This window comes from Erwinia sp. S43 (genome assembly GCF_016624745.1).
Classification (GTDB): Bacteria; Pseudomonadota; Gammaproteobacteria; order Enterobacterales; family Enterobacteriaceae; genus Erwinia; species Erwinia coffeiphila.
This window is the reverse complement of sequence record NZ_JACVTX010000022.1, coordinates 58,411-71,634: the sequence shown is the minus strand read 5'-3', so window position 1 is coordinate 71,634 and position 13,224 is coordinate 58,411. Positions and strand designations below refer to the sequence as shown.

The window sequence follows — 13,224 nt, the reverse complement described above, 5'->3', positions numbered from 1 at the left end:
AGCGCATTTCCATTGATTTTCATTCAATCAAATAGCGTCATTGAATCAATCCATCCCAGATCTTTCTCAATAGCGAAGCTTCGTAACCGAACTCATCCCGATGTTGCTCTGTTATGACAGGTAACATCATATTAAATAAGCAGACTCGTAGAACCTACCGTCAGCATACACACCGAATTTGGAATTTGATCATCAGGTCGGCCAGTCAGCGCAAACACCGAAGTTCGAATCCGAACACTGAATCAACCAGCCCTTATAAATTCCGTTATCTTTCACAATTAACACAGAGTTAAAAGTAAACTAATGAAACCGACCGTCTGCATAAAGACCATTGTTTTGTACAGCCAACACAGAATTTAAAAGCAGACTGGCGGGTCCATCGGCTGGGCAATCCACAGCGCTGAACGGAGTAAGGAAGCCAGAATTCACCCGCAGGACGCGGGGGAAAGTCAGAGCCGGGCCATGGACGGCACGTCTCTGACGGTCCGACCGGCTGACGCACGAAGTGAAGGTACAGCGAAGCGGCGCGAGGACCAGCACAACAGGTGGACCCACCAGTCAGCGCAAACACCGAAGTTCGAATCCGAACACTGAATCAACCAGCCCTTATAAACCCCGTTATCTTTCACAACTAACACAGCGTTAAAAGTAAACTAATGAAACCGACCGTCTGCATAAAGACCATTGTTTTGTACAGCCAACACAGAATTTAAAAGCAGACTGGCGGGTCCATCGGTTGGGCAATCCACAGCGCTGAACGGAGTAAGGAAGCCAGGATTCACCCGCAGGACGCGGGTGAAAGTCAGAGCCGGGCCATGGACGGCCCGTCTCTGACGGTCCGACCGGCTGACGCACGAAGTGAAGGCACCGCGAAGCGGCGCGAGGACCAGCCCAACCGATGGACCCGCCAGTCAGCGCAAACACCGAAGTTGCAGAAAACACCTAAGCAGCAAATCACCGATCCAACCCGATATGCTCCGCAAGATAATCAATAAACACCCGCAACTTCGGTAACAAATGCCGATTCCCCGGCCACAGCAGCGAAAACTGCCCTCCGGCACTGATACAATCATCCAGAGCACAAACCAACTCCCCGCTATCCAGATACTCCTGCACCGAAAAATCCGGCACGTAAATCAACCCAAGCCCACGCCGGGCGGCCGAAATCTGCGCTTCAAGATTATTGAACACCAGCGACCCCTGCAGCGTAAGCTGACGCGCATCAACGCCGTCAAACTGCCAGGGCTGAAGCTGACCGCTGCCGGAAAACCGGTACAGCAGGCATTCATGATCGCTCAGATCGGCAGGCTGCTGCGGCCGGCCACGACGGGAAAAATAATCGGCGGAGGCAACAAGGCAAAAACGAAAGCCCCCCAGCCGCCGCGCCTTCAACCGTGAATCGGCAAAGTCACCGCTGCGCAGCACCGCGTCATAACCCTCACCAATCACATCCACCAGACGATCGTTGAAATCAAGATCCAGCTCAATATCCGGGTACTGCGCGGTGAACCCGGGCAGCAGAGGCAGCAAAAGACGGTAGCCAATCGCCGGAAAACTCAGCCGCAAACGCCCGCGCGGGGCGGACATCAGCCGCGACAGCTCCTGCTCGGCCTCCTCCAGCTCCTGCACAATGCGCTGGCTGCGCTCATAAAACAGCGCCCCCTCTTCCGTCAGGCTCAGGCTGCGCGTACTACGGTTGAACAGGCTCACCCCGAGGCTGCTTTCCAGCCGCGCCACGCTTTTACCCACCGCCGATGCCGACACGCCAAGGCGCTCTGCCGCCGAAGCGAAACTCCCCGCCTGCGCCGCTTTCACAAAGGCCGTCAAACCACTCAGGCTTTCCACGCTGCTCATTCGATACTTTTTGTCCTTTATCTTCGGCCATGCGGCCTGTTTATCACCCACACATGCCAATCTATCCTGCTTTTTTGACTGATGAAAGCGGAGATAAAAAATGAGTTCCCTGACACTTGAAGCCCAAAGCAGCCGCTGGAGCGTGCTGGCCGTTTGCAGCGCGGCGCTGATGCTGCCGCTGAGTTTTTCTGCCGGGGTCATCGCCACGCCCGCCATTGCCGTTGATCCTGGCGGATCGCCGCTGGCACTGAGCTGGATCACCAACGCCTTCCTGCTCAGCTTCGGCAGTCTGTTAATGGCCGCCGGATCGCTCGCCGATCGCTACGGCCGCAAGCGCCTGTTTATCAGCGGCGTCGCGGTGTTTACCCTACTTTCGTTACTGACGCCGTGGCTGCCATCGGTCGTCTGGCTGGACGTTATTCGAGCACTACAGGGTGCCGCCGCTGCCGCCGCGCTGGCAGGGGGAGCCGCCGCGATGGCCAACAGTTTTGATGGCGAAGCCCGTGCAAGAGCCTTCAGCCTGCTGGGTACCAGTTTCGGCGTGGGACTGGCGGCGGGACCGGTGGTGGCGGGAATGTTGATGCAGGCGGCCGGCTGGCACAGCGTTTTCCTCTGCTGTGCCCTGTTTGGTACGGTGGCATTACTTTTTGGCACCCGCTATCTGGCCGAGTCACGCAACCCCGAGCCGCAGCCGCTGGACTGGGCCGGTATCATCACCTTCAGCACCGCGCTGACGCTGTTTACCTGGGGATTATTGCAAATGGCCGACGGTGGCAGTACGCCGCTCACCCGCATTCTGCTGCTGGCTTCCCTGCTAACGGGTGCGCTGTTTGTCTTTATTGAGCGGCGCACTGCCTTCCCGATGCTCGATCTCAGCCTGTTCCGCTACGGCCGCTTCGTTGGTGTACAACTGTTGCCGGTCGCGACCTGCTACTGCTTCGTGGTACTGCTGGTGCTGCTGCCGCTACGATTTATGGGCTTTTACGGCTATGACGCTTTAAGCACGGGTTTGCTGATGTTAGCCATCTCGCTGCCAATGCTGATTATTCCCTCGATCGCGGTCAGTCTGACCCGTCGCTACCATCCCGGCACGGTCAGCGCCGGCGGTCTGCTGCTGGCCGCTGCGGGTATCGGGCTGCTGAGTGTGGTAACGCCGCAAAGCTCGCTGTTGTTAACCCTGCTGGCGATGTTACTGATCGGAACAGGTAGCGGGCTGCCGTGGGGGCTGATGGACAACCTGTCGGTCAGCGTGGTGCCGCCGCAGCGTGCGGGTATGGCGACCGGAATTTTCAGTACAGTCCGCGTAGCCGGGGAAGGCGTGGCGCTGGCGAGCGTCAGCAGTCTGTTTACCTTTTTGCTGGCCCGCCTGGCGAATCTTCACCACGCCTCTGCAGAGTCGCTACCGACATTGAGTGCCGGATCGGCCATCGACTCCGCGCTGTTACCGATGGCAGAGCACGCCTTCCAGCAACTGCTGTGGGTGCTTTTGGTTGTTACCGTGATCTGTGCCGTCGCTATCTGGCTGTGCCTGGTTCCCCGGGGTAAGCAGATTAATTAAGCGGATAGTGATGCCGGACAGTTTTTTTTAGCAATTTGGCATAACCCCCCCTTTTGAGGACCATTTATTAATGCTACTTTGCTCGAATTGACTTAATCGGAATATTCTTATATGGCGCTAGACGTCGCAACCCTGTTCATCTGCGAGCTGTACGTACTGCTGTTTCTTATCGTCATCACCGCCTTCGCCTGGAGCGGTGCGCAGTACGATAAAGTGTTGGGATTTAACTGTATCTCGCTGATCGTCAGTGCTATTGCCGTCTGGTTAAGCAGCCTTCGTAGTGAAGGCCTGCTGTTCTGGTCAGTGGCGGTGGGCAATATCTGCGTGCTGCTGGCCTATGGTCTGTTACTCAGCGCCTTTCGCGCCTTTCGCGGCGCGCGGTGCGGCTACGACTGGACGCTGGGCATGGTGCTCTGGGGCGTGCTGTGCCTGTTCCCGTGGTTCTGGAACTCAATGCATAACCGGATTCTGGTTTCCTGCCTGATGTGTATCATCTACACCGCGGCGATGATCCGCGAACTGCACCGCGCGCGCGCGATGCTGCCGGTGACCTTCTGGCCCGCCCGACTTCTGCTGTGGATACATCTGCTGTTCAGCGTGGTGCGGGCGCTACTGGACGGCGGTATACCCAGCCCGCTCTACGGGGCAATCGGCGGCTCGACCTTCTCGGTTTATGTCATTCTGGAATCGATACTGATTGTGATCGGAATGAGTTTTACCCTGATGGCGATGGTCAATGAACGCACGCAGATCAAGTTCAAGCAGGCTTCACTGCTCGATCCACTGACCGGCGTCTGGAATCGCCGCGCGCTGTTCGAAAAAGCCGATCAGCTGGCAAACCCTGTCAGTACAGTCCGAGAGATCACCGTGATGTTATTCGATCTCGACCATTTTAAAAGCATCAACGACCGCTATGGTCACTATCATGGCGATCAGGTGCTGATCGATTTTTGCCACAAAGTGGTCACTGAGCTACCCTCGGACAGCTTTTTTGCCCGGCTTGGGGGCGAGGAATTTGCCGCCATTGTTTTATGCGATGAAAAAGTGGGGATGGAAACGGCAGAGCGAATTCGTCAGATAATAGAAGCTTCGAGACCGCAGCAGGTGCACTACAGCGTCAGCATTGGCGTTGCCAGCAGCTCTGATGGTCCCCTGCTCGTGGATTCGCTGATTGCTGCGGCGGATGATGCACTGTATCAGGCCAAAGCAGCCGGACGTAATCAGATAAAGGTGTATCGTCCGGACGAACAGCGGTTACAAACCCTGCCGGTAGCCGGTTAAACAATTGACGGATGAGTTTCACCGACTCAAGCTGATTGCTTAAACTACGCCTGATCAAGACATAATGCCCGCGAAGACGGGCATTAATGAATGTCAGCAAAGCTGAATGATTTAACCCTATTGTCCACTGCGGACTTAATTAGTGCTGGCGATTACCCTGACGGCAGCGTTTATCGCCGCAGTGACGCACCCAGTAGTAGCGGTCGGCAATTTTTTCCCGTCCGCTAACGCGGGCACCAACCAGCCACAGCAGCGCGCCGATGAAGATACTGAAAATCGCCCCATGCACCATAAATTGCGGTAACTGCAGCTGCGGCATCTGATTAAGCACCGAGTAACCCACCCCGAAAATCATCACCACTAAACCCAGCACCATCAGGGCATTGCCCATTACATGTGTATGTTTACGTTTCATTACGCACCTCCAGACGGTTTAACAGGGCAAACTCCGTTGCCAGATGTCCATAGTGTAGGAAATCGTCTGCGCGGTCGTTGCGGGCGCGATCACATTTATTGCTAAATCTTTGACAGTTCTTTACATCTAATCGACTGAATTTGTATAGAAAATGTATTATCACGCTGACTAACTATCTGCCATTCGCAGAGAGCGTCCGGTGGCCTTTGAGTTATCCCTTCCGCTTCAGTAAACTACCTGCCTTAATTCGTACGCTTCAGGAAAATACACCGTGAGCAGCATTAAACTGATTGTTGGCCTTGCCAATCCCGGCGCTGAATACGCCGCTACGCGCCATAATGCCGGCGCCTGGTATGTTGATTTGCTGGCTGAACGTCACAATCAGTCGCTAAAGGAAGAAAGTAAATTTTATGGTTACACCGCGCGATTGAATATCGGCGGTGAAGATGTGCGCCTGCTGGTGCCGACCACCTTTATGAACCTCAGCGGTAAAGCCGTGGCGGCGATGGCGACGTTTTATCGCATCGCGCCGGAAGAGATTCTGGTCGCGCACGACGAGTTGGACCTGCCACCGGGCGTGGCAAAATTCAAACAGGGCGGCGGCCACGGCGGGCATAACGGCCTGAAAGATATCATCAGCAAGCTGGGTAATAACCTGAACTTCCACCGCCTGCGCATCGGCATCGGTCATCCGGGCGATCGTAATAAAGTGGTGGGATTCGTTCTGGGTAAACCGATGGCCTCTGAACAGCCGCTGATTGATAACGCCATTGACGAAGCGGCGCGCTGCACCGAAGTGTGGCTGAAGGAAGATAAGCTGAAGGCGATGAACCGCCTGCACAGCTATAAAGCGGGTTAATAGCAGCAGGCCCGGATTCGGGCCTGCTTGCAACGTTCTACGTCAGGCGTCGTTGCTGGCGACCTTATAATCGGGGTCGTCCAGTTCATGCGTACAGTATGGCCCCGCCTTTTTCAGCAGACTGACGCAGTCCTCACTGAGATGGCGCAGGCGCAGGGTTTTTCCTGCTTCCAGATAGCGCGCGGTTAGCTTATCAATCGCCTCCACGCCGCTGGAATCCATCACACGGGTACGCGCAAAATCAATCACCACCCGATCGGGGTCCTGCTGCGGATCGAACAGCTCCTGGAAACTGGTTGTCGAACCAAAGAACAGCGGCCCCTCCAGACGATAGGTTTTCTGCCCTTCTTCACTCTCCTGCGCGACAATAGTGATGCGCGCATGCTGCCAGGCAAAGACCAGCGCGGAGATAATCACCCCGCAAATCACCGCCATCGCCAGATCGGTAAAGATCGTCACCAGCGTCACGGCAATCATGATCACCGCATCGGCTTTTGGCATCCGCTTCAGGCGCTTGATTGAACTCCACTCAAAGGTATTGATGCACACCACAAACATAATCCCGGCCAGCGCCGCCACCGGCAGCAGCGCGATGTACTGTGACAGGCTGACAACAAACAGAATCAGCAGCACGGCACCGACCAGGTTTGAGATGCGCCCGCGACCGCCGGAGGTGAAGTTAATAATCGACTGGCCGATCATCGCGCAGCCCGCAAAACTGCCGAAGAAGCCGCACAGTGTATTGCCGATGCCCTGTGCCACGCACTCCTGATTACCCGCGCCTTTTTTGCTGCCCATTTCATCCAGCACCGCCAGCGTCAGCAGCGACTCAATCAGTCCGACCAGCGCAATCACCACCGAATACGGCAACACGATTTTCAGCGTTTCCCAGCTCACCGGCACCTGCGGCAGGTGGAACATCGGCAGCGTGCCGGAGATATCCGCCAGATCGCCAACGCGTTTAGTATCCAGCCCAAAGCCAATGGCGATCGCGCTAATCACGATCAGCGCCGCCAGCGAACCGGGAATAATTTTGGTCACTTTCGGGAACAGCCAGACAATCAACATCGCCAGCGCGACCAGCGCGTACATCATCGGCCCCTGCCCTTTAATCATCGGGAACTGCGCCAGCATAATGACAATCGCCAGACCGTTAACAAAGCCGTAAATCGCCGGCTGCGGCACCAGACGGATAAACTTGCCCAGCTTGAGCACGCCAATCGCCAGCTGGATCAGCCCGGCGAGGATGCTGGCCACCAGCACATACTCGTAGCCGTGTTGGGTAATCAGGCTAATCAGCACCACCACGATCGACCCGGCCGCACCGGAGATCATCCCCGGCTTTCCGCCGAAGAAGGCGGTGATAATGCCGAGGATAAAGGCGGTATGCAGACCGATAGTCGGCGACAGCCCGGCCAGCAGGGAAAAGGCGGTCGCTTCCGGGATTAGAGCCACCGAAACGACAGCACCGGCCAGCACGTCGTTTTTGACGTCTCTCGCCCTGAAATTGCTCAGGTTAAACATGTTATTTCCAGTTATTTTTTACAGACAGAAGTTCTGCACCGCGCGATTCAGGCTATCAGCGGGTACAGCGGACTCGTTCAAGCGACGAGTGAAGGCAACGGATCTGTTGCGCAGAAGGGAGCATTCTCAGGGTGGCGTAAGCAGGAAGCAATGCATCTGCGCGGTTCTCCGATAAGGGTAAAGATATGTCAGTATGGGAAATTGTGAAGGCGATCTCAAGTTAAACCTGCCCGGGGCGCGACAAATCAACGCCATCGCAGCCGGTTTTACGTGTATAATGCGCGGAAACTTTTAAGACACTGTCTGTGACAACATTGAGGTATTTAACAATACCTTGATTATCAAGCTATTAAGGTGATTCAAACATGGGATTCAAATGCGGTATTGTGGGCCTGCCAAACGTCGGGAAATCCACCCTGTTCAATGCGTTAACCAAAGCGGGCATCGAAGCAGCTAACTTCCCGTTCTGCACCATTGAGCCGAATACCGGCGTAGTGCCAATGCCTGACTCACGTCTGGATCAGCTGGCCGAAATCGTTAAGCCTCAGCGCATTCTGCCAACCACCATGGAATTCGTGGATATCGCGGGCCTGGTTAAAGGCGCATCTAAAGGTGAAGGCCTGGGCAACCAGTTCCTGACCAACATCCGTGAAACCGAAGCGATTGGCCACGTGGTGCGCTGCTTTGAGAACGACAACATTATTCACGTGAATAACAAGGTCGATCCGGCGGACGATATCGAAACCATCAACACCGAGCTGGCGCTTTCCGACCTTGATACCTGCGAACGTGCCCTGCAGCGCGTGCAGAAGAAAGCCAAAGGCGGCGATAAAGACGCGAAAGCCGAACAGGCCGCGCTGGAAAAATGCCTGCCGCAGCTGGAAAAAGCTGGCATGCTGCGCGCGCTGGATCTGAGCGAAGAAGACAAAGCGGCCATCCGCTACCTGAGCTTCCTGACTCTGAAGCCAACCATGTACATCGCGAACGTCAACGAAGACGGCTTCGAGAACAACCCGTACCTGGATAAAGTGCGCGAAATCGCCGCCGCTGAAGGTTCCGTTGTGGTTCCGGTGTGCGCTGCCGTTGAGTCTGATATTGCCGAGCTGGAAGACGGCGATCGCGAAGAGTTTATGGCCGAGCTGGGTATTGAAGAGCCGGGCCTGAACCGTGTGATCCGCGCCGGTTATGCCCTGCTGAACCTGCAAACCTACTTCACCGCTGGCGTGAAGGAAGTGCGTGCCTGGACTATCCCTGTTGGTGCTACCGCGCCACAGGCCGCCGGTAAAATCCACACCGACTTCGAAAAAGGCTTTATCCGCGCGCAGACCATCGGTTTTGACGACTACATCGCCTGCAAGGGTGAGCAGGGTGCGAAAGAAGCCGGTAAAATGCGTTCAGAAGGTAAAGACTACATCGTGAAAGATGGCGATGTGATGAACTTCCTGTTTAACGTGTAACCGGATTCTGTTGTCTCATGCGCTCTCGAAGCATCGCATGAAGACTGACAAACCCTATAAAATCCACGCAACGGCGTGGATTTTTTATTGATGCCATTAAATTACCGAGTTTCTGCGTGACGCAACGCCTGTCAAAAACCTGACACCGCAGCAAACATCCCGCTAACTCAAGCATTCGCCGCTCTTTGAACCGCAAAATACTGCGCCGGCGTGCTGCCCATCGTTTTTCTGAACATGGTGATAAACGCGTTAACCGACTCATAGCCCAGATTCGCCGCCACGTTTTGTACCGATACGCCGCTTGCCAGCTCCCGGAGCGCAATAATCAGATGCAGCTGCTGGCGCCACCGCCCGAAGGTCAGACCGGTTTCACGCAGCATCAAACGGGCTAATGAACGCTCGCTGATTGCCAGCCGCTTTGCCCAGACTTTAAACGTGCTCCGGTCTTCCGGCTGGCTGACCAGCGCATCGGCCATGGCGCGAATTTTAGGGTGCGTCGAAACCGGCAGGCTTAATTTCTGCTGTGGCATGGTTACGAGTTCGTCGAGCGTCACTCTGGTCAGTCTGCCAGCATGACTCTCCGCCGCGTAATCAACGTCCTCATTCGTTAAACGCTCAACTAACTCTTTAATCAGCGGTGAAATCGCCAGCGTGCAGCATTTCTCCGGCAGATCGGCAGCGCCAGGTTCAATAAATAAGTAGTTGAGATGGGCATTCCAGGTAGCTTTGGCACTATGCGGGATGCCTCCTGGAATCCACATTGCGCAATCCGGCGGCACTATCCAGATATCATTTTCGGCACGGCAAATCACCGCGCCATACAGGGCGATGATCAACTGCCCTTTACGGTGCGTGTGAACCGGCACTTCTGCTGCGTAGTCCACGAAGTCGATTTGGCGTGCGACGGCCGGGACGGGCGTGCTGTCGGGATCGAACAGAGTATGGGCAAGTCTGGATGGCATAGCGTTGGCAACATTTAGGTATTTTTTGACAGAATAGAGTATTTAAGGACATGTGCAAACCGTGAATAATCCCGGGCATGAGCAAAATAAACCTTCATTACAGACATTCTCTGCACGCGATAAGTCGCTGGCCGTGGCGCATCACCTCTCCCACGCTGCTTGGCGATGCCCATGCCCTGCTCTATTCCGTCAGGAGTTTTGCGGCCGCGATGCTCGCGTATTATATCGCCCTGTCGATCGGTCTTGATCGCCCCTCCTGGGCCATCATCACCGTCTATGTCGTTTCGCAAACGTCAGTCGGTGCGTCACTGAGCAGGAGCCTTTATCGCCTGGCGGGCACCGTGGCAGGCGCGGCGGCAACGGTGTTGATCGTGCCGACATTTGTGAATATGCCCATCCTGTGCAGCGTGATGCTGACCGGCTGGATAACCTTTTGCCTCTGGTTATCGCTGCTTGAACGCACACCCCGCGCCTATGCCTTTGTGTTGGCCGGTTACACCGCAAGTCTGATTGGTTTTCCCGCCGTCTCCGATCCTGGCTCGGTGTTTACTATCGCTATCGTCCGCGTACAGGAGATAACGATCGGCATCCTTTGCGCGGCACTGATTCACCGATACATTTTGCCCACCCGCATATCCGGGTTGTTTAACAACAAATTAGCGCAAGTGATGCACACCGCGCGACGGCGGATTGCCGACACCCTGGCAGGCAGGTCCGATGCGGTGTCAGAACCGCTGCACCTCGCACTGGCCCTGCAGTTTCTACAGGGCATCAGCCACCACATCCCGTATGATTTTTCCCTTTCGGCTCCCGTCCGTCAGGCAAGGAAAGCACTTCATGACCGGCTGGCACGGTTAGTGATTGTGAACAGTGAATTACACGATCGCTTACGGACAATCGCGAATATGCCAGCCGATATACAGACGCTGCTGGGTGATATTCAGGCCTGGCTTACCAGCGACGATACCGGGAAACACAAAAGCGCGGCGGATGCGCTACAAAAACGCAGCGCGCAGTTGATGGCGTCGCACGCAGCACAGGCACTGACGTTTGAGGACGCGCTGCGGGCGAATTTCGTTGGCTATATCGCTGAGTTGATCGCCCTTATACAACAGTGTGAGCGCCTTTCGGATGCCATCCGTCACGCAAAACCCACCCTCACGCTGGAGGAAGGTAGCGCAGTGAAGGGGTATGTTTTCCATCGCGATCCTTTAAGTGCTGGCCGAACGGCACTGGGGGCGTTCGCTATCATCCTCGGTGGCTGTCTGCTCTGGATTTTCTCAGCCTGGCCAGAGGGCGGCACGGCCGTATCCATTCTTGGGGTTTGCTGCACGCTGTTTGGCAGTTTCGATACGCCAGCCCCGCATATCGTGAAATACATTATCGGCTCCGTGTGGGGCGTACTGATAAGCCTTGTCTACAGCTTCGCCCTGCTGCCACAGGTCAGCGATTTCCCCGTTCTGGTGGCCGTTTTCGCCCCCGCTTTTCTGTTTGCCGGGTCGCTCCAGGCGCGGCCGCCAACAACCTTTATGGCGATGGGGATAACGTTAACGTTGCCTGTGCTATGTGAACTGGGTGCGCACTACACCGGCGACTTCGCCAGTGCGGCCAACACGGCTGTCGCGTTATTTTTCGCGACCGGCTTCGCGGTTATCAGCATGAGCCTGCTGCAAACCGTACAGGCAGACGCAGCGATTAAACGCCTGCTGAAACTTTGCCAGCGCGATATTCGACGCAGCGTGAACGGCGTTTTTAAAGGCAATGAGACGCACTGGACCAATCTGATGATTGACCGGGCTGCCCTGCTATTGCCGCGTTTACAGCGCAGCGGGCCGTCCTCCGCACTGGCACTCGATCATCTGTTGCACTTTCTGCGCATTGGTCTTTGCGTCATGCGCCTGCGCCGCTGCGCCATCCCCGCGGGCTGCGAAATCAACGAGTTGCTGCATTGCCTCACCTGCACCACCCAGATCGACGCTTTACGCGAGCAAATTCGGGCAATGGCAGAATTTTGCCTGCCCGCCGCAGACGAACAATCGCGCCAGTTTGTCGACGGGCTTGTCGATCTGCATTGCGCATTAAGGATGCAGGATAAGGAACCCGCCAATGATAAATGACATCAATATCGGGGGCGTGTTTATCCCCGGCCTGCTGGTGACAGCGCTCGCCGCTCTGGTCTGCATGCTTTCACTTGTACCGCTTTTCTCTTTCAGCCGAGTTTATCGCCGCCTGCCCTTTCGCCCGCTGATAGATTTTTCGGCGTATGTCGTTACCTTTTTCCTGCTCTTACAGGGTCTGACCATTTTGGGGTTATTCGCATGAAATCTTTACTCTCTTTGCTGGCACGTTACGCACTGACATTCACGGCCGTGGCGGTGGCATCAGTTCTGGCATTTATTTTATGGAAGCACTATGCGCAAACACCCTGGACCCGGGATGGGCGAGTTCGCGCAGATGTGGTGCAAATTGCACCGGATGTTTCCGGGCCGGTGAGCAGTGTGGCTGTCCGCGATAATCAGTGGGTTAACCGTGGTGATGTACTTTATGCTGTCGATCCGCACTGGCTGAAGCTGGCCGTGCTCAGCGCACAGGCCGATGTTGAAGCAAAACGCCATGAGATGCTGATGCGCCAGGATGCCGCCAGGCGACGTGCGTTGATCAAAGGCGTCATTTCCGGCGAGGACATCCGGCAAACGGGAAGTGCGGCCAGCATCGCGGCGGCCAATTATCAGGGTGCACTGGCCGCGCTTGAGCTGGCGCAGCTGAATTTATCCCATGCCACCGTTCGCGCACCCGTTACGGGCTACGTCACCCACCTCCGGCTGCGCCCTGGCGACTATGCCACGGCGGGAGAAACAAAAGTTGCGATTATCGATGCAAAAAGTTTTTGGGTGGTGGGCTATTTTGAAGAGACGAAACTGCGTCATATCCGCGTTGGCAGCAGCGCGCAGATTTCGCTGATGGGGTTTGACCCGCTCATTTCGGGTCACGTCGAGAGTATCGGACGTGGGATCGGTGACAGCAACGACGAGACGGGCGCGCTTGGACTGCCGGATGTCAATCCGACGTTTAACTGGGTACGGCTCGCTCAGCGCGTCCCGGTGCGTATCCAGTTAGATACCTTGCCCGCCGGGATAGAGTTAGTGGCCGGACTGTCCGCCAGCATCCTTATTTTGCAATAGGTGAGTTTTGAACGATGCAGGATGCGGGTTGCGCCCGCTCTTTGGCAGGAGCGGGCATATCACACATCCAGTAACGCATCAGGCTAACTGCTGTTTTTCTTAAATCTGGAAACATGGTCATTCATACGAAGG

The 13,224-nt window shown here is 55.7% G+C and carries 11 protein-coding genes; 7 read left to right on the top strand and 4 right to left on the bottom strand.

The window, feature by feature from the left end:
- Positions 1-954: 954 nt before the first annotated feature.
- Positions 955-1,845 (bottom strand): LysR family transcriptional regulator, encoded by an 891-nt coding sequence (locus IBT47_RS20555; protein WP_200562681.1) that lies wholly within the window; start codon positions 1,843-1,845, stop codon positions 955-957.
- A 109-nt stretch (positions 1,846-1,954) separates the two neighbouring features.
- Between IBT47_RS20555 and IBT47_RS20550 the strand changes: the two genes are divergently transcribed.
- Together IBT47_RS20550 and IBT47_RS20545 are read left to right on the top strand one after the other, a co-directional pair.
- Entirely contained in the window at positions 1,955-3,412 is a 1,458-nt protein-coding gene (locus tag IBT47_RS20550; protein WP_200562656.1) for an MFS transporter, read from the top strand.
- A gap of 111 nt (positions 3,413-3,523) precedes the next feature.
- Positions 3,524-4,693, top strand: a complete 1,170-nt coding sequence (locus IBT47_RS20545; RefSeq protein WP_200562654.1) for a diguanylate cyclase — start codon at positions 3,524-3,526, stop codon at positions 4,691-4,693.
- Between the two features lie 139 nt (positions 4,694-4,832).
- Here IBT47_RS20545 and ychH read toward each other — a convergent pair whose 3' ends face one another.
- Positions 4,833-5,108, bottom strand: coding sequence for a stress-induced protein YchH (ychH, locus tag IBT47_RS20540; RefSeq protein WP_105594345.1), 276 nt, complete (start codon positions 5,106-5,108; stop codon positions 4,833-4,835).
- Between the two features lie 271 nt (positions 5,109-5,379).
- Here ychH and pth point away from each other — a divergent pair, with 271 nt between their 5' ends.
- A complete protein-coding gene (gene pth, locus IBT47_RS20535) occupies positions 5,380-5,967 on the top strand; it encodes an aminoacyl-tRNA hydrolase (RefSeq protein WP_105594344.1) in 588 nt (195 codons plus the stop codon).
- 42 nt (positions 5,968-6,009) lie between these two features.
- Here the strand turns inward: pth and IBT47_RS20530 are convergent, their stop codons facing one another.
- Positions 6,010-7,491: a SulP family inorganic anion transporter gene (locus IBT47_RS20530; RefSeq protein WP_200562652.1), complete on the bottom strand. Its 1,482-nt coding sequence runs from the start codon at positions 7,489-7,491 to the stop codon at positions 6,010-6,012.
- A 365-nt stretch (positions 7,492-7,856) separates the two neighbouring features.
- Here IBT47_RS20530 and ychF point away from each other — a divergent pair, with 365 nt between their 5' ends.
- Positions 7,857-8,948 carry a redox-regulated ATPase YchF gene (ychF, locus tag IBT47_RS20525; RefSeq protein WP_105594342.1) on the top strand — a complete coding sequence of 364 codons (1,092 nt, stop codon included), beginning with the start codon at positions 7,857-7,859 and terminating at the stop codon, positions 8,946-8,948.
- Positions 8,949-9,115: 167 nt separating this feature from the next.
- Here the strand turns inward: ychF and IBT47_RS20520 are convergent, their stop codons facing one another.
- Complete coding sequence (locus IBT47_RS20520; protein ID WP_200562650.1) at positions 9,116-9,910, bottom strand: helix-turn-helix transcriptional regulator; 795 nt, start codon at positions 9,908-9,910, stop codon at positions 9,116-9,118.
- A 77-nt stretch (positions 9,911-9,987) separates the two neighbouring features.
- Between IBT47_RS20520 and IBT47_RS20515 the strand changes: the two genes are divergently transcribed.
- From IBT47_RS20515 to IBT47_RS20505, 3 genes are read left to right on the top strand one after another with little or no spacing between them, the layout of a single operon-like run.
- Positions 9,988-12,027 (top strand): FUSC family protein, encoded by a 2,040-nt coding sequence (locus IBT47_RS20515; protein ID WP_200562648.1) that lies wholly within the window; start codon positions 9,988-9,990, stop codon positions 12,025-12,027.
- Complete coding sequence (locus IBT47_RS20510) at positions 12,017-12,232, top strand: DUF1656 domain-containing protein (protein WP_200562646.1); 216 nt, start codon at positions 12,017-12,019, stop codon at positions 12,230-12,232. Before IBT47_RS20515 ends, IBT47_RS20510 begins: the two co-directional genes overlap by 11 nt.
- Entirely contained in the window at positions 12,229-13,092 is an 864-nt protein-coding gene (locus IBT47_RS20505; protein WP_200562644.1) for an HlyD family secretion protein, read from the top strand. Before IBT47_RS20510 ends, IBT47_RS20505 begins: the two co-directional genes overlap by 4 nt.
- The last annotated feature ends 132 nt before the right edge of the window (positions 13,093-13,224 follow it).